At 72.0% G+C, this 25121-nt stretch carries 21 protein-coding genes and 3 tRNA genes; 15 read left to right on the top strand and 9 right to left on the bottom strand.

The annotated features are described in order from the left end of the window. Positions 1-41 precede the first annotated feature (41 nt). From AB0H82_RS13270 to AB0H82_RS13250, 5 genes are all read left to right on the top strand, one after another. Positions 42-2330: a DNA polymerase III subunit gamma and tau gene (locus AB0H82_RS13270; protein WP_362991980.1), complete on the top strand. Its 2289-nt coding sequence runs from the start codon at positions 42-44 to the stop codon at positions 2328-2330. 108 nt (positions 2331-2438) lie between these two features. Then, positions 2439-3692, top strand: coding sequence for a phosphoribosylamine--glycine ligase (gene purD, locus AB0H82_RS13265; RefSeq protein ID WP_362991978.1), 1254 nt, complete (start codon positions 2439-2441; stop codon positions 3690-3692). 338 nt (positions 3693-4030) lie between these two features. Beyond that, positions 4031-5845, top strand: a complete 1815-nt coding sequence (locus AB0H82_RS13260; protein WP_362991976.1) for a hypothetical protein — start codon at positions 4031-4033, stop codon at positions 5843-5845. Positions 5846-6195: 350 nt separating this feature from the next. Then, positions 6196-7677 carry a N,N-dimethylformamidase beta subunit family domain-containing protein gene (locus AB0H82_RS13255; protein ID WP_362991974.1) on the top strand — a complete coding sequence of 494 codons (1482 nt, stop codon included), beginning with the start codon at positions 6196-6198 and terminating at the stop codon, positions 7675-7677. A gap of 130 nt (positions 7678-7807) precedes the next feature. Further along, entirely contained in the window at positions 7808-8704 is an 897-nt protein-coding gene (locus AB0H82_RS13250; protein WP_362991972.1) for a phosphoribosylaminoimidazolesuccinocarboxamide synthase, read from the top strand. Between the two features lie 58 nt (positions 8705-8762). On the opposite strand, the gene AB0H82_RS13245 is transcribed toward AB0H82_RS13250, so the two are convergent. From AB0H82_RS13245 to AB0H82_RS13210, 8 genes are all read right to left on the bottom strand, one after another. Beyond that, positions 8763-8838, bottom strand: a tRNA-Gly gene (locus tag AB0H82_RS13245). A 23-nt stretch (positions 8839-8861) separates the two neighbouring features. Continuing rightward, a complete protein-coding gene (locus AB0H82_RS13240) occupies positions 8862-9470 on the bottom strand; it encodes a response regulator transcription factor (protein WP_362991970.1) in 609 nt (202 codons plus the stop codon). Continuing rightward, positions 9467-10747 carry a histidine kinase gene (locus AB0H82_RS13235; protein ID WP_362991968.1) on the bottom strand — a complete coding sequence of 427 codons (1281 nt, stop codon included), beginning with the start codon at positions 10745-10747 and terminating at the stop codon, positions 9467-9469. Before AB0H82_RS13235 ends, AB0H82_RS13240 begins: the two co-directional genes overlap by 4 nt. Before the next feature lie 23 nt (positions 10748-10770). Beyond that, positions 10771-11550 carry an ABC transporter permease gene (locus tag AB0H82_RS13230; RefSeq protein WP_362991966.1) on the bottom strand — a complete coding sequence of 260 codons (780 nt, stop codon included), beginning with the start codon at positions 11548-11550 and terminating at the stop codon, positions 10771-10773. Next, complete coding sequence (locus tag AB0H82_RS13225; RefSeq protein ID WP_362991964.1) at positions 11547-12536, bottom strand: ABC transporter ATP-binding protein; 990 nt, start codon at positions 12534-12536, stop codon at positions 11547-11549. The genes AB0H82_RS13230 and AB0H82_RS13225 overlap by 4 nt, the downstream gene beginning before the upstream one ends. 140 nt (positions 12537-12676) lie before the next feature. Next, positions 12677-12752 (bottom strand) — tRNA-Gly (locus AB0H82_RS13220). Between the two features lie 79 nt (positions 12753-12831). Then, positions 12832-12903: transfer RNA gene (locus AB0H82_RS13215), tRNA-Gly, on the bottom strand. Between the two features lie 123 nt (positions 12904-13026). Next, entirely contained in the window at positions 13027-13344 is a 318-nt protein-coding gene (locus AB0H82_RS13210) for an Lsr2 family protein (RefSeq protein WP_362991962.1), read from the bottom strand. A 332-nt stretch (positions 13345-13676) separates the two neighbouring features. On the opposite strand from AB0H82_RS13210, the gene purS reads away from it, so the two are divergent. The 8 genes from purS to AB0H82_RS13170 all read left to right on the top strand — a co-directional run bounded on the left by purS (position 13677) and on the right by AB0H82_RS13170 (position 20778). Next, complete coding sequence (gene purS / locus AB0H82_RS13205) at positions 13677-13958, top strand: phosphoribosylformylglycinamidine synthase subunit PurS (RefSeq protein ID WP_362991960.1); 282 nt, start codon at positions 13677-13679, stop codon at positions 13956-13958. Then, positions 13955-14635, top strand: a complete 681-nt coding sequence (purQ, locus tag AB0H82_RS13200) for a phosphoribosylformylglycinamidine synthase subunit PurQ (RefSeq protein WP_362991958.1) — start codon at positions 13955-13957, stop codon at positions 14633-14635. Before purS ends, purQ begins: the two co-directional genes overlap by 4 nt. After that, a complete protein-coding gene (purL, locus tag AB0H82_RS13195) occupies positions 14632-16881 on the top strand; it encodes a phosphoribosylformylglycinamidine synthase subunit PurL (protein WP_362991956.1) in 2250 nt (749 codons plus the stop codon). The genes purQ and purL overlap by 4 nt, the downstream gene beginning before the upstream one ends. A gap of 115 nt (positions 16882-16996) precedes the next feature. Next, on the top strand, positions 16997-17503 hold the full coding sequence (locus AB0H82_RS13190) for a helix-turn-helix domain-containing protein (protein WP_362991954.1): 507 nt from the start codon (positions 16997-16999) through the stop codon (positions 17501-17503). Positions 17504-17543: 40 nt separating this feature from the next. Next, on the top strand, positions 17544-18383 hold the full coding sequence (locus tag AB0H82_RS13185; RefSeq protein WP_362991952.1) for a M23 family metallopeptidase: 840 nt from the start codon (positions 17544-17546) through the stop codon (positions 18381-18383). 5 nt (positions 18384-18388) lie between these two features. Beyond that, on the top strand, positions 18389-19027 hold the full coding sequence (locus tag AB0H82_RS13180) for a TetR/AcrR family transcriptional regulator (RefSeq protein ID WP_362991950.1): 639 nt from the start codon (positions 18389-18391) through the stop codon (positions 19025-19027). 10 nt (positions 19028-19037) lie between these two features. Beyond that, a complete protein-coding gene (locus AB0H82_RS13175) occupies positions 19038-19838 on the top strand; it encodes a sterol carrier family protein (RefSeq protein ID WP_362991948.1) in 801 nt (266 codons plus the stop codon). 67 nt (positions 19839-19905) lie between these two features. Then, positions 19906-20778 carry an META domain-containing protein gene (locus AB0H82_RS13170; protein ID WP_362991946.1) on the top strand — a complete coding sequence of 291 codons (873 nt, stop codon included), beginning with the start codon at positions 19906-19908 and terminating at the stop codon, positions 20776-20778. Positions 20779-20813: 35 nt separating this feature from the next. On the opposite strand, the gene AB0H82_RS13165 is transcribed toward AB0H82_RS13170, so the two are convergent. Continuing rightward, entirely contained in the window at positions 20814-22250 is a 1437-nt protein-coding gene (locus tag AB0H82_RS13165; protein WP_362991944.1) for a sulfatase-like hydrolase/transferase, read from the bottom strand. A gap of 208 nt (positions 22251-22458) precedes the next feature. Between AB0H82_RS13165 and purF the strand changes: the two genes are divergently transcribed. Together purF and purM are read left to right on the top strand one after the other, a co-directional pair. Next, on the top strand, positions 22459-23985 hold the full coding sequence (gene purF / locus AB0H82_RS13160) for an amidophosphoribosyltransferase (protein ID WP_362991942.1): 1527 nt from the start codon (positions 22459-22461) through the stop codon (positions 23983-23985). 36 nt (positions 23986-24021) lie between these two features. After that, complete coding sequence (gene purM, locus AB0H82_RS13155; RefSeq protein WP_362991940.1) at positions 24022-25095, top strand: phosphoribosylformylglycinamidine cyclo-ligase; 1074 nt, start codon at positions 24022-24024, stop codon at positions 25093-25095. Positions 25096-25121: the final 26 nt, after the last annotated feature.

Genomic DNA, 25121 nt, shown 5'->3' with positions numbered 1-25121 from the left:
GGCGGTCCGGGTTGTCAGTGGTCGCCTATAACCTCGTATGCGTGTCGTCTCTCGCGTTGTACCGCCGTTATCGCCCGGAGTCTTTCGCCGAGGTCATCGGGCAGGAGCATGTGACAGACCCGCTGCAGCAGGCGCTGCGGAACAACCGGGTCAATCACGCGTACCTGTTCAGTGGCCCGCGCGGCTGCGGCAAGACGACGAGCGCGCGCATCCTGGCCCGCTGTCTGAACTGTGAGCAAGGTCCCACTCCCACGCCCTGCGGCGAGTGCCAGTCCTGCCGCGACCTGGCGAGGAACGGCCCGGGATCGATCGACGTCATCGAGATCGACGCCGCGTCGCACGGTGGTGTGGACGACGCCCGTGACCTGCGCGAGAAGGCCTTCTTCGGCCCCGCGTCCAGCCGGTACAAGATCTACATCATCGACGAGGCCCACATGGTCACCTCGGCGGGTTTCAACGCCCTCCTGAAGGTGGTCGAGGAGCCCCCGGAGCACCTCAAGTTCATCTTCGCGACGACGGAGCCCGAGAAGGTCATCGGCACGATCCGGTCGCGCACCCACCACTACCCGTTCCGGCTCGTGCCCCCCGGCACGCTCCGGGACTATCTCGCCGAGGTCTGCGGGCGCGAGGAGATGGCCGTCGAGGACGGTGTCTTCCCGCTGGTCGTGCGGGCCGGCGCCGGCTCCGTGCGTGACTCCATGTCCGTCATGGACCAGCTCCTCGCCAGCGCCGCCGACGACGGTGTGACGTACGCCATGGCGACCTCCCTCCTCGGCTACACGGACGGTTCGCTGCTCGACTCCGTCGTCGAGGCCTTCGCCTCCGGGGACGGAGCGGCGGCCTTCGAGGTCGTCGACCGCGTCATCGAGAACGGCAACGACCCGCGGCGCTTCGTCGCCGACCTCCTGGAGCGGCTGCGGGACCTCGTGATCCTCGCCGCCGTGCCGGACGCCGCCGAGAAGGGGCTGATCGACGCCCCGGCCGACGTCGTCGAGCGCATGCAGGCGCAGGCCGGCGTCTTCGGCGGCGCCGAGCTCAGCCGCGCCGCCGACATCGTCAACGAAGGCCTCACGGAGATGCGCGGCGCCACCTCGCCGCGGCTCCAGCTGGAGCTGATCTGCGCCCGCGTGCTGCTCCCCGCGGCCTATGACGACGAGCGCTCGATGATGGCCCGCCTGGAACGCCTGGAGCGCGGCGGGAACTTCGTCGCCGGTGGCCAGGGCCCCGGCCCCGCGATGGGTTACGTCCCCGGGCCCGAGGCCCACGCGGGCGTGCAGCAGCCCGGGAGCGCCATGCCCGCCATGCCCGCCATGCCGGTGGGCGGGGCCGCGCCTGTCCCGCCGGGAGGCGGACCTGCCGCCGCGCGTGCGGCCGTGCGTGGGGCGGGGGCGGCACCCCAGGGGCAGGGCGGCGGCGGCCCGGCTCCCGACGCGGGTGCCCAGCCCGCGCAGCCGCCCCAGGCCCCCCAGGCCCAGCCCCAGGCCCAGCAGCCTTCCCACGCACCCGAGCCGGCACAGGTATCCGCTCCTCCCGCTGAGCGGCGGCCCGGGGGCTGGCCGACGGCATCGGCACCCGGCAGCGGCCCGACGGCCGCGGCACCCGCCCAGCCCGCGGCGTCCCGCCCGGGCGGCTGGCCGACCGCGGCCTCCGCGGGAGCCAGCACCCCCGCGGCCCCTTCCCCGGCCCCGCAGGCCCCCGCCCCGCAGCCCTCCGCACCCGCGGCCCCCCAGGCGCCCGCCCCCATGGCGGCCGCGCCCCCCGCCGGCGGACCCGACCCGCGCACCCTGTGGCCGAACATCCTGGAGGCGGTGAAGAACCGCCGCCGCTTCACCTGGATCCTCCTCAGCCAGAACGCGCAGGTGGCGGGGTTCGACGGGACGACCCTCCAGATCGGCTTCGTCAACGCGGGCGCGCGGGACAACTTCGCGAGCAGCGGCAGCGAGGACGTGCTGCGGCAGGCGCTCTCCGAGCAGTTCGGCGTGCAGTGGAAGGTCGAGGCGATCGTCGACCCGTCCGGAGGCTCCGCACCCCCGCCCGCCGCGGGGAACTTCGGCGGCGGCGCCTCCATGACGTCCCGCCCCGCCGCACCCCCGCAGCAGCCGACACCGCCCCCGGCGGCCCCGGCCCCCCAGTCACCGCCCCCGCCCACCCCGGAGGCGACCCCGCCTTCCCGCGCGTCCGCCCCCACTCCGGCCCCGGAACACGTGTCCCCGGAGGACGACGTCCCCGAGGACGACGACCCGGACCTCGTGGAGTCGGCCCTCTCGGGCCACGACCTGATCGTCCGAGAGCTGGGCGCGACGGTGGTCGACGAGTACCCGAACGAATAGCGCGCGGGGCGAACGGGGGCGGTGTCTGGAGGAACGTACAAAAGGCTCCGCGGCCCGCGGTGGGTGGGCCGTACAAAGCCGCCCCGCCCCCCAGCTAGGCTGACCACCGTGAAGGTCCTCGTCATCGGCAGTGGTGCCCGCGAACACGCCCTGTGCCGCTCTCTGTCCCTCGACCCCGACGTCTCCGAGCTGCACTGCGCCCCCGGCAACGCCGGCATCGCAGACGTGGCCGAGCTGCACCGGGTCGACGCCCTCGACGGCGCCGCCGTGGCGTCCCTCGCCCAGGAGCTGGACGCGGCGCTCGTCGTCGTCGGCCCGGAGGCCCCCCTCGTCGCGGGCGTCGCCGACGCCGTGCGCGCGGCGGGCATCCCGTGCTTCGGGCCGTCCAAGGAGGCTGCCCAACTGGAGGGCTCCAAGGCGTTCGCCAAGGACGTGATGGCGGGCGCGAGCGTGCCGACCGCCAGGTCGTACGTCTGCACGACCCCGGCGGAGGTCGACGAGGCCCTCGACGCCTTCGGGGCTCCGTACGTCGTCAAGGACGACGGGCTGGCCGCGGGCAAGGGCGTCGTCGTCACCGACGACGTCGACGTGGCCCGCGCGCACGCCCTCGCCTGCGACCGCGTCGTCATTGAGGAGTTCCTGGACGGCCCGGAGGTCTCCCTCTTCGCGGTCACCGACGGCGAGACCGTCGTCCCGCTCCAGCCCGCCCAGGACTTCAAGCGGGCGCTCGACGGCGACGAGGGCCCGAACACCGGCGGCATGGGCGCGTACTCGCCCCTCCCGTGGGCCGACCCGAAGCTCGTCGACGACGTCATGAGCAGCGTGCTCCAGCCGACCGTGGACGAGCTGCGGCGCCGCGGCACCCCGTTCTCGGGGCTGCTGTACGCGGGCCTGGCGATCACGAGCCGCGGCGTGCGCGTCATCGAGTTCAACGCCCGCTTCGGGGACCCCGAGACGCAGGTCGTCCTCGCCCGCCTCAGGACCCCGCTCGCCGGCCTCCTGATGGCCGCCGCGACCGGCAACCTCGCCGACCTGCCCCCGCTGCGCTGGAGCGACGACGCCGCGGTCACCGTGGTCGTCGCCTCGCACAACTACCCCGGCACGCCGCGCACGGGCGACCCCATCGAGGGTCTGGACGAGGTCGCGGCGCAGGACGCCCCGGACGCGTACGTCCTGCACGCGGGGACGAAGCACGACGGCGACGCGGTCGTCAGCGCGGGCGGCCGCGTGCTGTCCGTGACGGCGACGGGCACCGACCTCACCGAGGCGCGGGAGCGCGCGTACGCCGCGCTGTCCCGCATCCGCCTCGACGGCTCCCAGCACCGCACGGACATCGCGGCGAAGGCGGCCGCGGAGGCGTGACCCACCTCCCGTACCTCCCGCCCACTCCTGCGTGACTTTCGGCCACTTCCGCCGACTCGGGCCCCGGATCTGACACTGGATCCGGGGCCTTCTCAGCAGCCAGCTTTAGCCAAAGCCATTCCATCGAGTGACCGGTGGCCCATCCGGCTGACGATGGCGGGCGCCCCAACTAGGGTGCGGCGAAAGCGTTCAAGGCGCCCAGAGCCAAACAGACCACCGGCATTGCGATGTCGGTGGCGGGTGCCACAGTGGGGGAGTGAGCTACACGAACGCCGTTGATGTGTGCCGTCGGCCCCGGCCGGCGGCCGAGCAATAGGCAGCAGGGGGTGCCATCGGTCGTGTCAGGTACGGGTGTGGAGGTGGGCGCGCAGGCCGCGCGCTCCCGGGCCCTCGCCGTGCTGCGGCTGCGCAGCCGGGCACTGGCCGTCGCCCTGCTGCCCGCGGCCGTCGCCGTCGTGCTGCTCGCGGCCGGGGCCACGGGCCATGCGGGCGGCGGGCGTTGGGATGCCGTCCGCTGGGTCGTGTGCGGCGTGGCCGTGCTCGTGCTGCTCGTCGCGGCCGGTGTCGGCCTGGTCGTCGCGCGGGCCAGGCCCGCCCTGAGCCCGACGGTGCCGATCACCGAGGAGTCCGCCCCCGACCTGTACCGCCTGGTGCGGGACCTCGCCGACCGCCTGGACGTGCCCGCGCCCTCGGCGATAGCGCTCACCCCGGACTGCGACAGCTGGCTGGAGGACCGCACCCACCCCGCGCACGGCGGCGCGCCCGCGCGGGACCGCGGGGAGCGGCCGTACGCCCCGCGGCGCCCGTCGTCCGCCGCCCCCGTGCTCGTCATCGGCTCCCCGTTCCTGTGGTGGATGCGGGTCGGTGAGCTGCGCGCGGTGCTCGCCCCCGTCGTGGCGGGGACAGGGCCCTCGGCGCACCCCGACATAGCCGCCGCCCGCCGCTTCGTGCGCGGGCTCGACGCGGCGGTCGCGGTCGCCACGGCCCCGGGCCGCGACCCCGTCTCGCGCGTGGTGCTCGCCGGGATCGGCCGGATCGCCCGGCTCCTGCTGCGCCAGTGCCGGGTGCACGCCGCCGAGATGGAGCGGGGCGTCGCCGCGGCCGCCGCCGAGCGCGCCCAGGCCGTGGACTACGGAGTGCGGATCGTCGCCCAGGAACAGGTCGGCCTCGCGTACGCGGGCTGGGACCGCCTCCTCACCCGGGTCGCGCTGCCCGCCTGGCGCATGGGCCGCTGGCCCTCCCGGCTCGACGCGGGCGTGGTATCCGCGCTCACCGAGCTGTCCCGCAGGGACCGCCTCGCGGAGGGCTTCGCCTCACGCCTGGGCGAGCGTCCCGCCTGCGACCTTCTGGAGGAGCCCGGTTCGGTGGACGAGGCGGCGTCGCTGCTGGCGGCCCGGCTCTTCCACGGCGGCCCTGCGGAGGCGGGGCCGGACTGGGCGCCGGTGGCGTGGCAGGAGTATCCGGACGAGGTCGTCGACCGGAAATGGCGCATGGACGCCGCCCGGCTGCACCGCGTCCTGGACTCCCTCGGCGTCGGCCACTCCGCCGACCCGACGGCCCCGGACCCCGACGGGCCGACGCTCGGCCGCGTCCTCGAACACCTCACGACGCCTGGCCCGGGCAGCACGCAGAGTGACGATCCGGCGGGTGTCGGCCCGGCGCCGAAGACCCCTCGGCACCGGCTCGCCCCCGGCTCACCCGAGCACGCCGCGTCCCTCTTCCCGGCGGACGACGAGCCCGACGACGTCGACGATCACAGCCTCGGCGGGCTGCTCGCCGCGGGCCTCACCGCCGAGCTCGCCCGCGAGGAGGCCGCGGCCCCGCCCCGCCCGGCCCCCACCGGCCAGGGCCCGGACGAGGCCCTCTGGGACGACGGCGCGCTGCCGCTCTTCCCGCTCCAGCCGCCGCGCACGGGCCGCGAGCTCCTCGCCGACCACGTGACGGCGATGGTGTGCTGTGCGGCGGTGGACACCGCAGGGGCCGCCCCCGGTCTCGACTGGCTCGACGGGCCCGCCCTGCTGGTCGACGGCGAGCGCGCGGCGGACCTCGCGCCGCGCGTCCTGAGCCTCGTCGAGGACGGCGACCCGTCCCCGCTGCGGGACTGGCTCACCCGCCTGGGCATCCGCCCCGAGAAACCGGTCCGCCTCGTCTGACCCGGTACCACCGCCCCGTACTCCGGACGCCCACGGCCCCCCGGCGCCCGCCGCCCCGCGCGCCCCGCCGCGCGCCGCTCGCACCCGTTACGGGCCCTCCGACCCCGAACCAGCGCCCCGGCACAGCTGACCTGCCCCCCCACCCGCCGCTGACCGCCGCACCCCGCCACCTCAACGCCACCCCTGGCGCCACCCCGCCCGTCGACCCACCCGGAGTATCACGCTCCGTTCACACCAATTCGCGACGAACGGTGACGGGGCGCGTGCGTAATGTGATGTGCTGGGAGTGGCCGCCGGACCGAATGCACCGTGAGGCGCCGCAGGCTCGGGGGAGCGAGGGAGGGGCACACATGAAGTCGGAGCCGATCCGCCGCTGGGAATCGGGCGCGCTGGCGCACGCCGTGTCGGATCCTTTCGGCCAGGGCCCGCTGCCCTGGCTGCGCGGATCCGAGCACTACTTCGACGACACGGGCCAGGTCGTGCCCTGGTACGTCGACCATGCCCCGGCCCCCGGCGCGGCGAACATCCCGGAGCCGCGCACCGGCGGCCCGCTCACCGCCGACGACGTGCACCGCCAGATCAAGGGGTTCACCTCCACCGGCGCCGCCGCCCCGGGCGAGGCGATCGACTTCCACGTCACCGTGGACCCGCCCCAGCAGTTCAGCGTCGACATCTACCGCATCGGGCACTACGGAGGCGACGGCGCCTCGAAGATCACCACCAGCCCCCGCCTCTCCGGCATCGTCCAGCCCGCCCCGCTGACCGCGGACCGCACGGTCTCCTGCCACCACTGGTGGCTCTCCTGGCGGCTGCAGATCCCGAGCTACTGGAGCATCGGGGCGTACGTGGCGGTCCTCACCACCGCCGACGGGTATCGCTCGCACGTCCCCTTCACGGTCCGCGACAGCCACCCCGCCGACCTCCTGCTGCTCCTGCCGGACATCACCTGGCAGGCGTACAACCTCTATCCGGAGGACGGCCGCACGGGCGCCAGCCTCTACCACGCGTGGGACGAGGAGGGCGGCCTCCTCGGCGAGAGCGAGGCCGCCGTCACGGTCTCCTTCGACCGGCCGTACGCGGGCGCGGGCCTGCCCCTGCACGTCGGCCACGCCTACGACTTCATCCGCTGGGCCGAGCGGTACGGCTACGACCTGGCGTACGCCGACGCCCGCGACCTGCACGCGGGCCGCATCGACCCCACCCGGTACCGGGGCCTGGTCTTCCCCGGCCACGACGAGTACTGGTCGCCGAGCATGCGCCGCACCACCGAGCTGGCCCGCGAGCACGGCACCTCCCTGGTCTTCCTCTCCGCCAACACCATGTACTGGCAGGTGGAGCTGGGCCCGTCCGCGTCCGGCGTCGAGGACCGCCTCCTCACCTGCCGCAAGCGCCGCGGTCCTGGGCGGCCGGCCCTCTGGCGCGAGCAGGACAAGGCGGAGCAGCAGCTGCTCGGCATCCAGTACGCGGGCCGCGTCCCCGAGCCGCGCCCCCTCGTCGTCCGCAACGCCGACCACTGGCTGTGGGAGGCCACCGGGGCGCACGAGAACGACGAGATCGAGGGCCTGGTCGCCGGCGAGGCCGACCGCTATTTTCCGCGCACCGCGCTCCCCCAGCACCAGGGCCGCATCCTGCTCGCCCACTCGCCGTACGAGGACACCGAGGGCGTCACCCGCCACCAGGAGTCGTCGCTCTACCGCGCCCCGTCCGGCGCCCTGGTCTTCGCGTCAGGCACCTTCGCCTGGTCCCCGGCGCTGGACCGCCCCGGCCATGTGGACACGCGCATCCAGCGCGCCACCGCCAACCTCCTGGACCGCATCTGCAAGCGCGACTGACCCCGCCGCCGCGCGCGGCGGGCCCGGCACCGGTGCGCGCCACCGCACAACCCCGCTCGCCCCATGGCCAAAACCACGCCTCCCATACGGGAGAATCGACCTCACTTGGCCAGAACCACGGGAGGGAACCGTGTCCGGATTCGTAGAAAAGCCCGAGCCGCTTGAGGTGCCGGGTCTGGTCCACCTCCACACCGGCAAGGTGCGCGAGCTGTACCAGAACGAGGCGGGCGAGCTCGTCATGGTCGCCAGCGACCGGCTCTCCGCCTATGACTGGGTACTGCCCTCGGAGATCCCCGACAAGGGCCGCGTCCTCACCCGGCTCTCCCTGTGGTGGTTCGACCAGCTCGCTGACCTCGTCCCGAACCACGTGATCTCGACGGACGTGCCGCAGGGCGCGCCCGCCGACTGGGAGGGCCGCACGCTCGTCTGCAAGCCCCTGCAGATGGTCCCGGTCGAGTGCGTCGCCCGCGGCTATCTGACGGGCTCGGGCCTCCTGGAGTACAACGCCACCCGCACCGTCTGCGGCCTCGCCCTCCCCGAGGGCCTGGTCGACGGCTCGGAGCTGCCCGCGCCGATCTTCACGCCCGCCGCGAAGGCCGCGGTCGGCGAGCACGACGAGAACGTGTCGTACGAGGAAGTCGCCCGCCAGGTCGGCGCGGACACCGCGGCGCGGCTGCGCCAGACGACCCTCGCCGTCTACAGCCGGGCGCGGGACATCGCGCGCGACCGCGGCCTGATCCTCGCCGACACGAAGTTCGAGTTCGGCTTCGACGGGGAGGCGCTCATCCTCGGCGACGAGGTCCTGACGCCGGACTCCTCGCGCTTCTGGCCCGCGGACCAGTGGGAGCCGGGCCGCGCCCAGCCGTCGTACGACAAGCAGTTCGTGCGGGACTGGCTGACCTCCCCGGCGTCGGGCTGGGACCGCAAGAGCGAGCAGCCGCCGCCGGCGCTGCCGCAGGATGTGGTGGACGCCACACGCGGCAAGTACATCGAGGCGTACGAGCGGCTGACCGGCACGTCCTGGTGACCGACGCGTAGCCGGCGCACGAAGAAGGCCCCGGTCGATACGACCGGGGCCTTTCATCTGGAGCGGACGACCAGGTTCGAACTGGCGACCTCAACCTTGGCAAGGTTGCGCTCTACCAACTGAGCTACGTCCGCGTTGCGCCGAAGCGCGAGACCAACTATACCCAACCTCGCTCGCGTGCGAGACGCACCGCGGCATGACGATTCTCCGCCCCGATCTTGGTGGCCGCCGACGACAGGTAGTTGCGGACGGTTCCCTGGGAGAGCGCGGCGCGCTCGGCGATCTCCGCGACGGGCGCCCCGTCGGCGGCGAGTTCGAGCACCTCGGCCTCGCGGGCGGTCAGCGGCGAGTCCCCTGCGGAGATCGCGTCGGCCGCCAACTCCGGGTCCACGTAACGGTTTCCGGAGTGCACGGTACGGATGATCTCGGCGAGCCGCTGGGCGCTCACGGTCTTCGGCACGAAGCCGCGCACCCCCACGGCGAGGGCCCGCTTGAGATGTCCCGGTCTGCCGTGACTCGTCACGATCATGGTGCGGCAGTGCGGGAGTTCGTCCCGCAGCGATGTGGCGACACTCACACCGTCGGCGCCCGGCATCTGCAGATCGAGCACGGCGACATCGGGCCGGTGGGCCCGCGCCATGGCGAGCGCCTCGGGTCCGGACGCGGCCTCGGCGACCACGACGAGATCGTCCTCCAGGGCGAGCAGCGCGGCGAGCGCCCCGCGGATCAGGTGCTCGTCATCGGCGAGCAGCACGCGCAGACTCACGCGGCCACCCCCTGGCTCCGGCTCCGCTCGTGGTCCGGCACCGGGTCCTTCGCCGCGGGCGGCGGCAGGGGGATCTCCACGGTGAGCCGGAACAGGCCCGCGCCGGACGCGGAGTCCAGTACTCCGTCCACCGCGGCCAGCCGCTCCCGCAGCCCCGCGAGACCGGACCCCCGCCCTTCCTGCGCGGCCTCCGGCGCTCCGTCGTTCTCCACCACCAGCGTCGCCCGCCCCTCGTCCACCGCCAGCGTGATGTCACAGCGTCCCGCGTCACCGTGCCGCAGCACGTTCGTCGCCGCCTCCCGCACGACCCATCCGAGGGCCGACTGCACCGAGGCGGGCAGTTCCGCCGTGGACCCGGTCACCCGGCACACGATCCCGGCCGCCTCCAACACCCCCTGCGCACCGGCGAGTTCCACCGCGAGGTCGACCTCGCGATATCCCCGTACGACTTCGCGCACCTCCCGCTGCGACTCCTGCGCGATCCGCTGCACCTCGACCATCTGGTCCACCGCCTCGGGCCGCCCCCGGCGTGCGAGCTGCACCGCGAGCTCGCTCTTGAGCGCGATGACGGCGAGGTTGCGGCCCATCACGTCGTGCAGGTCCCTGCCGAACCGCAGCCGCTCCTCGGCGACCGCGAGCCGCGCCTCGACCTCGCGGGCCCGGTCGCCCTCCCACATCACGGAGAGCGTCCAGGCGCCGCAGCGCGTGGAGACCAGCGCCAGGACGCCCGCGAAGGCGATGAGGCCGCCGACCACGGCGAGCTGCCCGCCGCGGGCTCCGCCGGCCGCGAAGGCGGCCACGGCCGCGGCGTCGACCAGCGCCATCCGGGCCAGGAACCCCCGGACGCTCACGGAGAAGGCCAGCGCCTGGGCGAACGGCATCGTCACGTACAGGGTGGTGAGGCCCAGCATTCCGCCGTCCACGCCGTCCACGGCCTGGAGGCCGACGGCGAGTCCCAGGGTGGCGCCCATGAGGGCGGCGGCCACGGCGAGGTCGCGGCGCGGCAGGGGCGCCCGCCGGAGATAGTGGTCGATCGACCGGCGCAGGGTGCGGTTGACGTGCAGGCACTGCGCGGCCGCCAGCACGATCAGCGACCAGCCGAGGAGCTGTGCGGCGAGCTCCGGGCGCAGGCTCAGGCCGAGCGGCACCGAGAGCCAGCTGAGGAAGAAGATCCACGGCATGGCGTGCCACATGGCGAGGCTCTGGAGCTCGACCTTCTCGATCTTGCTGCGCCCGTGCCAGTCACGCTGCCAGGCCCGCATGCGGTCGATCACCATGGCTCCTCCCTCAATGCCGGGGTTCAATGCCGGGGTTCCCAGCGGAACCATCGCCGTACAGCAAACACCGCGAGTGCGGTCCAGGCCACCGCGGTGGCGGTGGCGCCCAGCGCGTCCCCGGCGGAGAGGGTGCCGGCCCAGCCGCCGCGGATCAGCTCGACGACGGGGGAGAGCGGGAGCAGTTCGCAGACCGAGGCGACCTCGTCGGGCATGACCTCCAACGGGATGAAGAGGCCGGAGCCGATCATCGACACGAAGATCAGCGGCATGCTCATGACCTGCGCGGACTCGGTGGTCCTGCTGAAGCTTCCGGTGACGGCCGCAAGCGCGGTGAACATCACGAGGCCCGCGGCGACGCCGAGCACGACGAGGTGCGGCGCGCTCGGCGCCCCGGCGTCCAGGAGCACCGCGCAGCCCACGGAGAGCACGAGGCACTGCACGACGCCGATGAGGACCGACGGCAGCGCGGCGCCCGCGAGGATCTCGGGGTCCCGGAGCTCGCCGGTGCGCAGCCGCTTGAGCACGAGCTCCTCGCGCCGGGCGGCGTAGACGGCGGTCAGCGCGGAGTACACGGCGAACAGCAGGGAGAAGCCGAGCGCGCTGGGCAGGACGACGGTGCCGACGTCGAGCCCGGTGCCCTTAAGGTCCATGCCCTCGGCCGCCTGCCGCATGCTGAGAGGGATCACCATCGGTACGAACAGCGCCGCGAACAGCATCGCCTTGTTCCGCCCGAACAGCGTCATCTCGGCGCGCGCCAGTGCCTGCATCCGGCGTGCCGGGGTCGTCAGGGTCGCCGTGCTCATGCCGCCATCTCCTTGTCGCCGAGGCGCGGCTCGCCGGCCTCGCCGGTCCTGCCCGTCCCGCCCGTTCCGCTCTGCGCGTCCCGCGCGATCCGCAGGAACGCCTCCTCCAGCGTGGCCGCGCGCACGTCCAGCGCGGTCAGTTCGACCCGTGCGTCACGGGCCCACAACAGCAGTCCGGTGGCGGCCCGTTGCAGCTCTCCGGTGCGCAGCCGGACGCGGCGGCCGTCCGTCTCGTGCCCGGTCACGCCGAGTCCGGCGAGCGGCGGCAGGTCGCCCACGAAGTACCCGGCGGGCAGTTCGAAGGAGATGTGGGAGGGCTGCTCGGCCACCACGTCGGCGACGGTTCCCTCGGCGGCGATCCGGCCCTCGTGCAGGATCGCGAGCCGGTCGGCGAGGCTCTCGGCCTCTTCGAGGTAGTGCGTGGTGAGCAGCACGGTCGTGCCGTTGTCGCGCAGTTCCCTGACCAGCTGCCAGGTCTCGCGCCGTCCTTCCGCGTCGAGTCCGGTGGTGGGCTCGTCGAGGAAGAGCACCTCGGGCCGGCCGAGGAGCGCCATGGCCAGGTCGAGGCGCCGCTTCTCGCCGCCGGAGAGCTGTTTCACGCGGACCCGGGTCCGCTCGGCGAGCCCGACGAGCTCCAGGGCCTCGCCGACGGGCCGGGCCCCGCTGGTGCATCCCGCCCACATCCGCGCGGTCTCCGCGACGGTCAACTCCGCGGGGAAGCCGCCCTCTTGAAGCATGACGCCGATGCGCGGGCGCACCGCGCTCCGCTCGGTGTACGGGTCGTGCCCGAGCACCCGCACCCGTCCGGCGGCCGGTGCCGCGAGCCCTTCGAGGAGTTCGACGGTGGACGTCTTGCCGGCGCCGTTGGTGCCGAGCAGCGCGAAGAGCTCGCCGCGTCCCACGGCGAAGGAGATCCCCCGTACCGCCTCGAAATCTCCCCCATACACGCGCCGCAGGTCGGTCACGTCGATCACTTGGTCAGTCATGTGTCGAGCGTCTCCCGGCCGCGGAGCCGTCGGCAGTGCGCGCTGTCACCGGCCCGCATGACAAATGTCAGAAGCACCTCGGAGATGGGTGGCGGGGGATACGAAGAAGGCCCCGGTCGCATGACCGGGGCCTTCTCACATGGAGCGAACGACGAGGTTCGAACTCGCGACCTCAACCTTGGCAAGGTTGCGCTCTACCAACTGAGCTACGTTCGCATGGCCTCCGATCGGCTTTCACCGACCGGCGCGGGCACCAGCTTACCGCAACCGGCGGACCGGTCGGTGAGCGATGCAGAGCGGGTGACAGGAATTGCACACTGCGCCTTCCCCCTGGAAGGGGGATGTTCTACTACTGAACTACACCCGCAAGACTCCGTGAGGTCCGGCCTTTCGGCCTCGCCCCTCGGCGTGCTCCAGACTTTAGCCGACCGGGAGGGGTGCAGCGCAAGTCGGTGCCGGCGAGGGGCTCCGGACGGCGTGCGGCGGGTGTTCAGTTGGCGGCTTCGAAGGCCTCGTACACCTTCTTGGGGATGCGGCCCCGGGGCGGGACGTCCATCCGGTGCGAGCGCGCCCAGGCGCGGACCGCCGACGGATCGGGGGAGACCGCCGTGTGCCGGAAGACGGCGCCGGACTTCGACTGCTTGCGGGCGGCCTCCAGGTACGGCGCCAGAGCCGTGCGCAGTTTCTTGGCATTGGTTTGATTGAGGTCGATCTCGTACGACTTGCCGTCAAGACCGAACGCGACCGTTTCCGCCGCTTCCCCGCCGTCGATGTCGTCAAAGAGAGTGACCACGACACGTTGCGCCACGAATATCGGTCCCTTCGCGCGGCTCTACCGCGTTGACATGCGGTGATGCCGACTGCACGGATGTTTTGGGCAAAGTATCGGCTATTGCCAATTCCTTTGTACAGTGCCCGGCATTGTATTGCTGCATTGCGTGGCTAGATCTTTCATGGATTCATCGTGAAGGTTCCCGGTTCGAAACCTGCTTGCACCCCGGAACGTGACCGTCATCTCGTAGGTTGCTACGAATCTACGCGAGTAGAAATTTTGTGCCGGTAGTCTGAAGGAACCTGCTCAGCAGACCTGCTCAGCACAGTGCAAGCAGCACACGCCAGCACCACACACCGGGAGTGCCAGTGGCACGCGTCGTAGTCGACGTCATGCTCAAGCCGGAGATCCTCGACCCCCAGGGCCAGGCGGTGCAGCGTGCACTGCCGCGCCTCGGTTTCCAGGGCATCTCCGACGTACGTCAGGGAAAGCGCTTCGAACTTGAGGTCGACGGGCCCGTCGACGAGTCGGCCCTCGCCCGTATCCACGAGTTGGCGGAAACCTTCCTCGCCAACACCGTGATCGAGGACTTCGTCGTAAAGGTCGAAGAGGCCAAGGAGACGCAGAAGGCCGAGGAGGCCGCGAAGTGACTGCTCGAATTGGAGTCGTCACTTTCCCGGGAACCCTCGACGACCGCGACACCCAGCGCGCCGTCCGCGTGGCCGGCGCCGAAGCCGTGCCGCTGTGGCACAAGGACAAGGACCTCAAGCAGGTCGACGCCGTGGTGCTGCCCGGCGGCTTCTCCTACGGCGACTATCTGCGGGCCGGCGCCATCTCCCGTTTCTCGCCGGTGATGGAGTCCGTCATCGAGCAGGCGAAGGCCGGCATGCCGGTCCTCGGCATCTGCAACGGCTTCCAGGTGCTCACCGAGACGCACCTCCTGCCGGGCGCGATGCTGCGCAACAACCACCTGCACTTCATCTGCCGCGAGCAGAAGCTGCGCGTGGAGAACGCGGAGACCGCCTGGACCGCCGACTACACGGCGGGGCAGGAGATCCGGATCCCGCTCAAGAACATCGACGGGCAGTACACCGCCGACGAGCGGACCCTGGACATGCTGGAGGCCGAGGGCCGCGTCGCCTTCCGGTACCTGGACGGCAACCCCAACGGTTCGCTCCGCGACATCGCCGGCATCACCAACGAGGCGGGCAACGTCGTCGGCCTCATGCCGCACCCCGAGCACGCCGTGGAGCCGCTGGTCGGGACCGGCCGCACCGACGGCCTCGGATTCTTCACCTCGATCCTGAAGAAGCTGGTCAACGCATGACTCTGGACACCGTCAAGCACGCGGCCGAGACGCCCGACGTCAAGCTGCCCTGGGCCGAGCTGGGCCTGAAGGAGGACGAGTACGACCGCGTCCGCGAGATCCTCGGCCGCCGCCCGACCGGCGCCGAGCTCGCCATGTACTCCGTCATGTGGTCCGAGCACTGCTCGTACAAGAGCAGCAAGGTCCACCTGCGCCAGTTCGGCGAGAAGGTGCCGGCCAACGACGCGATGCTCGTCGGCATCGGCGAGAACGCGGGCGTCGTCGACGTCGGCCAGGGTTACGCGGTCACCTTCAAGGTCGAGTCGCACAACCACCCGTCGTACGTCGAGCCCTACCAGGGCGCGGCCACCGGCGTCGGCGGCATCGTCCGCGACATCATCGCGATGGGCGCGCGCCCGGTCGCGGTCGTGGACCCGCTGCGCATGGGCGACGCGAACCACCCCGACACCAAGCGCGTGCTCCCCGGAGTCGTCGCGGGCATCGGCGGCTACGGCAACTGCCTGGGCCTGCCCAACATCGGCGGCGAGCTGGTCTTCGACGCCTGCTACCAGGGCAACCCCCTCGTGAACGCCGGTGCCATCGGCGTCATGCGGCACGAGGACATCCACCTCGCGAAGGCGTCGGGCCCCGGCAACAAGGTCATCCTGTACGGCGCCCGCACGGGCGGCGACGGCATCGGCGGCGCCTCGATTCTCGCGAGTGAGACCTTCGACGACACCAAGCCGTCGAAGCGTCCCGCCGTCCAGGTCGGCGACCCCTTCCAGGAGAAGCTCCTCATCGAGTGCACCCTGGAGGCCTTCGCCGAGAAGCTCGTCGTCGGCATCCAGGACCTGGGCGCGGCCGGACTCTCCTGCGCCACCAGCGAGTTGGCGTCCAACGGCTCCGGCGGCATGCGCGTCGAGCTGGACGACGTGCCGCTGCGCGACTCCACGCTCACTCCCGAGGAAATCCTCATGAGCGAGTCGCAGGAACGCATGTGCGCCGTGGTCGAGCCCGACAAGGTCGACCGCTTCCTGGAGATCTGCGACAAGTGGGACGTCATCGCCACCGTCGTCGGTGAGGTGACCGACGGCGACCGCCTGGAGATCTTCTGGCACGGCGAGAAGATCGTCGACGTCGACCCGCGCACGGTCGCGCACGACGGCCCGGTCTACGAACGTCCGTACGCCCGCCCGTCCTGGCAGGACGCCCTCCAGGCCGACGACGCGAACAAGCTGGCCCGCCCGGCGAACGGGGACGAACTGCGCGAGCAGGTCCTCAAGCTCGTCGCCGCCCCGAACCAGGCCGCCAAGTCCTGGGTCACCGACCAGTACGACCGCTTCGTGCAGGGCAACACCGTGCTCGCGCAGCCCGAGGACTCCGGCATGATCCGGATCAACGAGGAGACGGGCCTCGGCGTCGCCATCGCCACCGACGGCAACGGCCGGTACGCGAAGCTCGACCCGTACACGGGCGCGCAGCTCGCGCTCGCCGAGTCGTACCGCAACGTCGCCGCGTCCGGCGCCAAGCCCCTGGCGATCTCGGACTGCCTGAACTTCGGTTCGCCCGAGGACCCGGACGTCATGTGGCAGTTCGCGGAGGCCGTCCGCGGCCTCGCCGACGGCTGCCTGGAGCTCGGCACCCCGGTCACCGGCGGCAACGTCTCGCTGTACAACCAGACCGGTGAGGCGGCGATCCACCCGACGCCGGTCGTCGCCGTCCTCGGTGTGATCGACGACGTCGCACGGCGTACGCCGATGGCGTTCAAGGAAGAGGGCCAGCTCCTCTACCTGCTCGGCGAGACGCACGAGGAGTTCGGCGGCTCGGCATGGTCGCAGGTGGTCCACGGACACCTCGGCGGTCTTCCGCCCAAGGTCGACCTGGCGCGCGAGAAGCTGCTCGCCGAGATCCTGATCTCGGCCTCGCGCGACGGCATGATCGACGCCGCGCACGACCTGTCGGACGGCGGTCTCGTGCAGGCCGTCACCGAGTCCTGCCTGCGGGGCGGCCGCGGTGCCCGGCTCGTCGTGCCGGACGGCCTGGACGCGTTCACCTTCCTCTTCTCCGAGTCGGCGGGGCGCGCGGTCGTCTCCGTGCCGCGGAGCGAGGAGCTGCGCTTCACCGACATGTGCGGGGCGCGGGGTCTGCCCGTGCGGCGCATCGGTGTCGTCGACGGTGACGCCGTCGACGTGCAGGGCGAGTTCACGCTGCCGCTGAGCGAGCTGCGCGAGGCCCACGAGGAGACCCTGCCGGGGCTCTTCGCCTGATCCACCTCGGCTGACACGACAGCCCCCGTCCGGACCCGGTCCGGACGGGGGTTTCGTCGTTTCCGGGTCACGTGGAGGGTTGCCAGAAATTACGTAATTACGTAACGTCGTAGGCGTGGATCTTGAAGAGCGCGTCGCCGAGCTCGAACGGCGCATGGCGGAACTGGAGAGCGCGGGTCCGGCCGCGCCCCCCGTGGGAGAGGGCGATTTCTGGGCCCTCGACGCACTGAAGGCGCGGCACCCCGTGACGCAGGAGGCGGACGGCGCCGTCCTGTTCACCGGCTCGGTGCGGGTGCCGACCGGACATCGGTACGACTGGCAGTACGGCCTGCTCACCGAGACGGTGTTCGAGGGCGACTGGACCGAGGCCGCCGAGTCGTTCGCCGCCCTCGGCAACCCCGTGCGGCTGCGGCTGCTGCGGGAGATCCTCGGCGGCCTGCGCACCGCCGCCGAGCTGGCCGCGCTCGACGACGTCGGCACGACCGGCCAGATCTACCACCACCTGCGCCAACTGACCGGCGCGGGCTGGCTGCACACCACCGAACGCGGCCGTTACGAGGTCCCCGCCGGGCGGGTGGTGCCGCTGCTCGTGGTGCTCACCGCCGCGCGCCCGGTGACCTGACCGACATTCAGCCGCATACCGCTGTACGAGGGGGAGAGTCATGTCCATAGGCCTGCGCAAGTTCGGCGCGGTGCTCCATCGGATGCTGTGGGTCGTGTTCTTCGGCCAGTTCGTCGTCAGGATCTTCACGGACCTGCCGTACGACTACTGGCTGAGCTGGCTGCCCGCGATCGCCGCGATCGCCGTCAGCGCCACGCTGTCCCGCTCCGCCCGCCGGCGGATCGAAGCGGATCCCCCGGCCCCCGTGGAGGTCGCACCCCCGGTCGCCGGCCGCTGGTCCGCGCTCAACAGCCCCGCCGACAAGGTGCCGAGCCACGGCACGCACTACCTGGCACAGACATACGCCATCGACATCACGGCCGAGCCGGAGGACGGACCCGCACGCCCCCGCCCCGTCTGGTTCTGGCCCGTCGCCCGGCACGGCCGGGCCTACCCCGCCTTCGGCGAGCCGCTGTACGCGGTGGCCGACGCGACCGTCGTGCACGCCGAGGACGGCCAGCGCGACCACCTGAGCCGCAGCTCCCTCCTCGGAGTGCTGTACTTCTGGCTGGTCGAAGGCGTCGGCAGGACGCTCGGCGGGGCCCGCCGCGTCATCGGCAACCACGTCGTCCTCGACCTCGGCGACGGGACGTACGCCCTGTACGCGCACGTCCAGCAGGGCTCGCTCGCGGTCCGGGCGGGCGACAAGGTCGCCCTCGGGCAGCGGATCGGCGGCTGCGGGAACTCCGGCAACTCCACCGAGCCGCACGTCCACTTCCAGTTGATGGACGGACCCGACCCGGAGACCGCGCGGGGCGTGCCGTTCAGCTGGCGGGGGATCGGCGTGCCCCGCAACCGCGAGACGTTCACCGTGCGGGAAGAGACTACCCCGGTACCGTGACCTGCATGACTGAGGAGCTGGGGCTGCGCGCGCGCAAGAAGCGGCAGACCGCCGCGCGGATCTGGCAGGTCGCTGTGGACCTCTGCTCCGAGCGGGGCTTCGACCACGTCTCCGTGGCGGAGATCGCCGAGGCGGCCGACGTATCGAAGATGACCGTCTTCAACTACTTCGGCAGCAAAGAAGACGTGATCGTCGGCCCGATGGAGGAGCACGCGGAGGACCCGGCCCGCGCGGTGCGCGAGCGGCGCCCCGGCGAGTCCGCGGTCGCGGCGGCGCGCCGCCAGTTCCTGGCGCAGGTCCCCGGCCGCGACCCGTCGATCGGCCTCAGCGGCGACCCGCGCGCCCTCAAGGTGCGCCAGCTCATCAAGGAGACGCCGACGCTCGCGCACCGCGTGGTGATCTTCCACATGCGCAGCGTCCAGCTCCTCGCCGACGAGCTCGCCGAGGAGACCGGCGACATGCTCCTCGCCCGGGTCGCCGCCGCCCAGCTGATCGGCGCCCGGAACGCGCTCATCATGCAGAACCACGAGCGCACCCTCGCCGGCGACCCGGTCGACGAGATCGCGAAGGACTGCGCCGAGGCCGCCGAGCGCGCCTTCGATCTGGTGGAAAAGGGACTTCAGGGGTACCCCGAAAACGCTTAGGCTCGGCCCCATGCCACCGGCCAAGAAGCGCACGCGCTCGTACGACTCCGCCAAGATCCGCACCGCCGTCCTCGCCCAGTTCGGGAACGTGCGGGACGCGGTGGGCACCCTGACCCCCGAGCAGCTGGCCCGCCCCACCCGGCTCGGCGACTGGACCGTGCACGAACTGGCGGCCCACATCGCGATGGTCCTCGGCACCGTCCACCGCTACCTCGGCCTGCCCGAGCCGGAGAAGCACGAAGTCCCGCTCATGGACTGGCCGTTCGCCACCGTCACCGCGGCGGCCCAGGTCGACGAGGACACCCGCGCCATCGCCGAGAGCGCGGGCGCCGACCTGGACGACCTCTTCACGCGCACGCGCGCCGGCATCGAGGAGTCCCTGGCCGCGGCGCCCGACGAGCGGCTCGTGCCGTCCCGCTTCGGCGCCATGACCCTCGGCGACTTCCTGGTCACCCGGACCGTCGAACTGACCGTCCACACCGACGACTTGAACGACGCGGTGCCGGGCCTCGACGTCCCGTACGACCGCCAGGCCCTGGCCGCCTGCGCCCGGCTGCTCGCGGACGCCCTCGCGGTGAAGGCGCCGGGCGCGTCGACCGAGGTGCGCGTCCCGCCGTACGCGGTCGTGCAGTGCGTGGAGGGCCCCCGGCACACCCGCGGCACCCCGCCCAACGTCGTCGAGACCGACCCGCTCACCTGGATCCGCCTCGCGACCGGCCGCACCGACTGGGCGACGGCGCTCGACGCGGCACGGGTCAGCGCGAGCGGCGAGCGCGCGGACCTGTCGGGGCTGCTGCCGATCATGGGCTGAGGCACGTGGGGGCGCGGGCGGGGGACAAGGATGGAACCGACTCCCCCACTTGTCCCGTCACATCGTCATGCACACGCAGCGACTGACCCTCACCCTGACCGCGCTGGCCTCCGCCGGGCTGCTGCTCACCGCATGCGGCACCGAGTCCGGGGCCGGCTCCGAAGGCGACTCCGGCGGCCGTTCCGTGGAGAGCTCCGGGGAGAGCGAGGCGGCTCTCACCGGCGTCCGCTGGAACGTCGAGAGCCTCACCCTGGGCGGCAAGAAGCACGACGCGCCGGGGGACGCCCACCTCAAGATCGGCGAGAACGGGCGGGCCGGCGGCAGCTTCGGCTGCAACTCGGTCGGCGCCGACGTGACGATCAAGGACGGGACCGTGGAGTTCGGGCAGCCGCTGACGACGAAGCGGGCCTGCGCGGACGACGGCCGCATGACGTTCGAGAAGAACGCCCTGCGCACCCTCGGCGAGCAGAAGTTCACCGCGAAGGTCGCCGGCGACCGCATGACCCTCACCACCGCCAAGGGAGACCGCGTGGCCTTCACCTCGCAGCCCGCCGAGCCCGACGCCCCGCTCACCGGCACCAAGTGGCGGGTCGACGCCGTCGGCGACGCCGAGACCACCGCGTCCCTGCCGAAGGACGTGGCCGACAAGGTCCACCTGACCTTCGGCGAGGACGGCAAGGTCCGCGGCAGCCTCGGCTGCAACTCCGTCACCGCCAAGGCCGAGGCGAAGGACGGCCGCATCACCTTCGGCGCCCCCGCCACCACCCGGAAGCTGTGCCAGGGCGAGGCGATGACCACGGAACGCAAGCTCCTGAAGATCTTCGACGGCACGGCACGCTACGAGGTGGAGCGGGGCAACCTGAAGATCACCGCCGCCGACGGCACGGTGATCAGGGCGAACGCGGACCAGAAGGACGACACCGGGAAGCCGGCGAAGTAGTCACACGGCCGAAGTAACCGCACGGCCCCGGTGCTTCAGCCGTACGCCAGCAGCTCCCCGTCCGTCCGCTCCCACGCCGCCCGCAACTCGGCCAGGAGCTCCGGCTCGCCCGCGGCCCGGTCGGCCTGCTCACGCCGGTCGGCCGCGAGGTCGAAGAGCTGGTCCGCGCCACCCTTGCCGCGGTAGTACTTCCACTTCCCGCGGCGCAGCGCCCGCTCCCCGCGCACCCGCCAGAACAGCTCGCGCTCGGCGACGGCCTGCCCCTTCAGGAGGTAGGGGGCGAGGCTCGTCCCGTCCAGCGGGTACGCCGGGTGCGGCCGGGCCCCGGCGACCTCCAGGAGCGTCGCCGTCCAGTCCGGCGTGTAGACGGGCTCGTCGCTGACCTGCCCGCCGTCGATCCGGGCCGGCCACCGCACGATGGTCGGCACCCGGATGCCGCCCTCCTTCAGCGAGCCCTTGTTCCCGGACAGCGGCCAGTTGTACGAGAAGCGCTCACCGCCGTTGTCGGAGGCGAAGAACACCAGCGTGTCCCGCTCCTGCCCGGACTTCCGCAGCGCGCGCAGCACTTCGCCGACCGAGCGGTCCAAGTCCTCGACCATCTCCGTGTACTTCTCCACGGAGCCGCCGTCCTGGTGCCACAGCGCGCCCTTCTCGCCCGCCTTGATCCTCCGCACGATCTCCGCGCTCTGCTCCTCGTCCCCGTCCGCGATCCACGGCCAGTGCGGGGTGGTGAAGTTGAGGTTGAGCAGCCAGGGGCGTTCGCCGTGGTCCCGCCGGACATACTCGCTCGCCCGCTCGGTCAGGATGCGCGTGTAGTACCGCAGGTCCTTGTACTCGGCGTCGCCCTCCCGGACACCGCCTTCGTAGAGGTCGTATTCGCCGCCGAGCCCCAGCTTCGAGTAGTACTCCAGGGCCCCGCCGAAGTTCCCGAAGAACTCGTCCCAGCCGGACCGGGTGGGGGAGTAGTCGGGCAGGTAGCCGCAGTGCCACTTGCCGATCAGCGCGGTCGCGTATCCGGCGTCGCGCAGCAGCGAGGCGAGTGTGGGGTGGGTCGGGTCGAGGCCCACGGACTTGTCGGCGATCGGTTCCGCGAGCCCGCCCTTCGTACGCCCCGGGTAGCGCCCCGTGTACAGACTGAAGCGGGTCGGAGAGCAGGTCGCGGACCCGGAGTAGGCGTCCGTGAACCGCACGCCCTGGCGGGCCAGGCGGTCCAGGTTCGGGGTTCTTATGTGCGGCGATCCGTAGGCGGAGAGATCGGCCCAACCGAGGTCGTCGCCGAGGATGAACAGGATGTTGGGCCGCCGGGAGTGCCGCCCGCGCGCGGCCGTGAAGGGCCGCTCGGCGGGGGCCGTGGCGGGGGCGCCGGGCGCGGCGTCGGCCCGCGTCGCGGCGCCCGCGGCACCCACGCCGACGGCGGCGCCCGCCACCCCGCCGGCGAAGGAGCGCCGGGACAACCGAGAAGACCGTGACAATCCATGAGGCTGCATGGATCAGGAGCCTCGCGGGGTGCCGGAAGGGGCGTCAACGCGCGGCCGCCCCTGTTCACAAAGCCGTCGTCGCAGTTCACAGCCCTGTCGTACGACTGAAGCACTCGCGCGGCGGACGGGCCGCGCTCACCCTCCGTGCCGGGGTCGTATCCCCAATTCGGACCAGTGGTCGATCTCGCCTACACTCGGTGGCGTGCCACGTGGTGACGGTCGACTCAATCACGATCTGCTTCCCGGCGAGAAGGGCCCCCAGGACGCTTGCGGCGTCTTCGGTGTCTGGGCTCCGGGCGAAGAGGTCGCAAAGCTCACTTACTTCGGGCTCTACGCCCTCCAGCATCGGGGCCAGGAATCCGCGGGAATCGCGGTCAGCAACGGCTCCCAGATCCTCGTCTTCAAGGACATGGGCCTCGTTTCCCAGGTCTTCGACGAAACCTCTCTCGGCTCGCTCCAGGGTCACATCGCGGTCGGTCACGCCCGCTACTCGACCACCGGTGCCTCCGTCTGGGAGAACGCCCAGCCGACGTTCCGTGCCACCGCGCACGGCTCCATCGCGCTCGGGCACAACGGCAACCTCGTCAACACGGCCCAGCTCGCCGAGCTGGTCGCCGAACTCCCGAAGGAGAACGGCCGCGCGACCCAGGTCGCCGCGACCAACGACACCGACCTGGTGACGGCTCTCCTCGCGGGCCAGGTGGACGGCGACGGCAAGCCGCTGACCATCGAAGACGCCGCCATGAGGATCCTCCCGCAGGTTCAGGGCGCCTTCTCCCTCATCTTCATGGACGAGGGCACGCTGTACGCGGCCCGTGACCCGCAGGGCATCCGCCCGCTGGTCCTCGGCCGCCTGGAGCGCGGCTGGGTCGTCGCCTCGGAGTCCGCGGCGCTCGACATCTGCGGCGCCAGCTACGTCCGCGAGATCGAGCCCGGCGAGTTCGTCGCGATCGACGAGAACGGACTGCGAACCTCCCGATTCGCGGAAGCGAAGCCCAAGGGCTGTGTCTTCGAGTACGTCTACCTCGCGCGCCCGGACACGGACATCGCGGGCCGGAACGTCTACCTCTCGCGTGTCGAGATGGGCCGGAAACTCGCCAAGGAAGCTCCCGTCGAGGCCGACCTCGTCATAGCGACCCCCGAATCCGGCACCCCCGCCGCGATCGGGTACGCGGAAGCCTCCGGCATCCCCTTCGGCGCGGGCCTCGTCAAGAACGCCTATGTCGGCCGGACCTTCATCCAGCCCTCGCAGACGATCCGCCAGCTCGGCATCCGTCTCAAGCTGAACCCCCTCAAGGAAGTCATCAAGGGCAAGAAGCTGGTGGTCGTCGACGACTCGATCGTCCGCGGCAACACCCAGCGCGCCCTGGTCAAGATGCTCCGCGAGGCCGGCGCCGCCGAGGTCCACATCCGGATCTCGTCCCCGCCCGTGAAGTGGCCGTGCTTCTTCGGCATCGACTTCGCGACGCGCGCCGAGCTCATCGCCAACGGCATGACCATCGAGGAGATCGGCACGTCGCTCGGCGCCGACTCCCTCTCGTACATCTCCATCGACGGCATGATCGAGGCCACGACCATCGACAAGCCGAACCTCTGCCGCGCCTGCTTCGACGGCGAGTACCCGATGGACCTGCCCGACCCCGAGCTGCTCGGCAAGCAGCTCCTGGAGACGGAACTGGCCGCGGGCCCGGCGAGCACCGCTGCCGCCGACGCGATCCGTCGCCCGTAAGACCCCACGCAGTACGACACGAAAGTTCTCACCGTCATGTCTGAGACCACTGGTGCCAGCTACGCAAGCGCGGGCGTCGACATCGAGGCGGGCGACCGCGCCGTCGAGCTGATGAAGGAGTGGGTCAAGAAGACCCAGCGCCCGGAGGTCGCGGGCCTCGGCGGCCTCGGCGGCTTCGCCGGGCTCTTCGACGCCTCCGCGCTCAAGCGCTTCGAGCGCCCCCTGCTCGCCTCCGCGACCGACGGCGTCGGCACGAAGGTCGACATCGCCCGGCAGCTGGGCGTGTACGACACCATCGGCCACGACCTCGTCGCGATGGTCATGGACGACATCGTCGTGTGCGGCGCCGAGCCGCTCTTCATGACCGACTACATCTGCGTCGGCAAGGTCCACCCCGAGCGCGTCGCCGCCATCGTGAAGGGCATCGCCGAGGGCTGTGTCCTCGCGGGCTGCTCGCTCGTCGGCGGCGAGACGGCGGAGCACCCGGGCCTGCTCGGCCCGGACGACTTCGACGTCGCGGGCGCCGGCACGGGCGCGGTCGAGGCCGACCGCCTGCTCGGCCCGGATCGCATCCGTAAGGGTGACGCGGTCATCGCCATGGCGTCCTCGGGTCTTCACTCGAACGGGTACTCGCTCGTGCGGCATGTGGTCTTCGACCGCGCGGGCTGGGCGCTGGACCGCCGGATCGAGGAGTTCGGCCGGACGCTCGGCGAGGAGCTCCTGGAGCCCACCAAGATCTACTCCCTGGACTGCCTGGCGCTCACCCGCACCACCGACGTCCACGCCTTCAGCCACATCACGGGCGGTGGCCTCGCGGCCAACCTCGCCCGGGTGATCCCCGACGGCCTGCACGCGATCGTCGACCGCGGGACGTGGACGCCGGGCGCGGTCTTCGACGTGGTCGGCAGGACCGGACAGGTCGAGCGCCTGGAGCTGGAGAAGACGCTGAACATGGGCGTCGGCATGATCGCGATCGTCCCCGAGGAGTCGGCGGACGCGGCGCTCACCACCCTCGCGGACCGCGGCGTGGAGGCCTGGGTCGCCGGTGAGATCACCGACCGCGGTGACCACGCGACCGGCGCCGAGCTCATCGGCGACTACGCGAAGTAGGAACTGCGGAGCAGCACAAAACCCGG

It is taken from the genome of Streptomyces sp. NPDC050732 (assembly GCF_040654255.1).
Classification (GTDB): domain Bacteria; phylum Actinomycetota; class Actinomycetes; order Streptomycetales; family Streptomycetaceae; genus Streptomyces.
Note: the sequence above shows the minus strand (reverse complement) of the source record. Positions and strands in the feature narration are given on the sequence as shown.

Bases quoted from the DNA above. Each gene is read 5' to 3' on its own strand.
- AB0H82_RS13180 (WP_362991950.1), top strand. From the start codon at position 18,389: ATGACTGAGGAGCTGGGGCTGCGCGCGCGCAAGAAGCGGCAGACCGCC.
- AB0H82_RS13225 (WP_362991964.1), bottom strand. From the start codon at position 12,536: ATGACTGACCAAGTGATCGACGTGACCGACCTGCGGCGCGTGTATGGG.
- AB0H82_RS13175 (WP_362991948.1), top strand. From the start codon at position 19,038: ATGCCACCGGCCAAGAAGCGCACGCGCTCGTACGACTCCGCCAAGATC.
- AB0H82_RS13255 (WP_362991974.1), top strand. From the start codon at position 6,196: ATGAAGTCGGAGCCGATCCGCCGCTGGGAATCGGGCGCGCTGGCGCAC.
- AB0H82_RS13230 (WP_362991966.1), bottom strand. From the start codon at position 11,550: ATGAGCACGGCGACCCTGACGACCCCGGCACGCCGGATGCAGGCACTG.
- purL (WP_362991956.1), top strand. From the start codon at position 14,632: ATGACTCTGGACACCGTCAAGCACGCGGCCGAGACGCCCGACGTCAAG.
- AB0H82_RS13235 (WP_362991968.1), bottom strand. From the start codon at position 10,747: ATGGTGATCGACCGCATGCGGGCCTGGCAGCGTGACTGGCACGGGCGC.
- purM (WP_362991940.1), top strand. From the start codon at position 24,022: ATGTCTGAGACCACTGGTGCCAGCTACGCAAGCGCGGGCGTCGACATC.
- AB0H82_RS13185 (WP_362991952.1), top strand. From the start codon at position 17,544: ATGTCCATAGGCCTGCGCAAGTTCGGCGCGGTGCTCCATCGGATGCTG.
- AB0H82_RS13170 (WP_362991946.1), top strand. From the start codon at position 19,906: ATGCACACGCAGCGACTGACCCTCACCCTGACCGCGCTGGCCTCCGCC.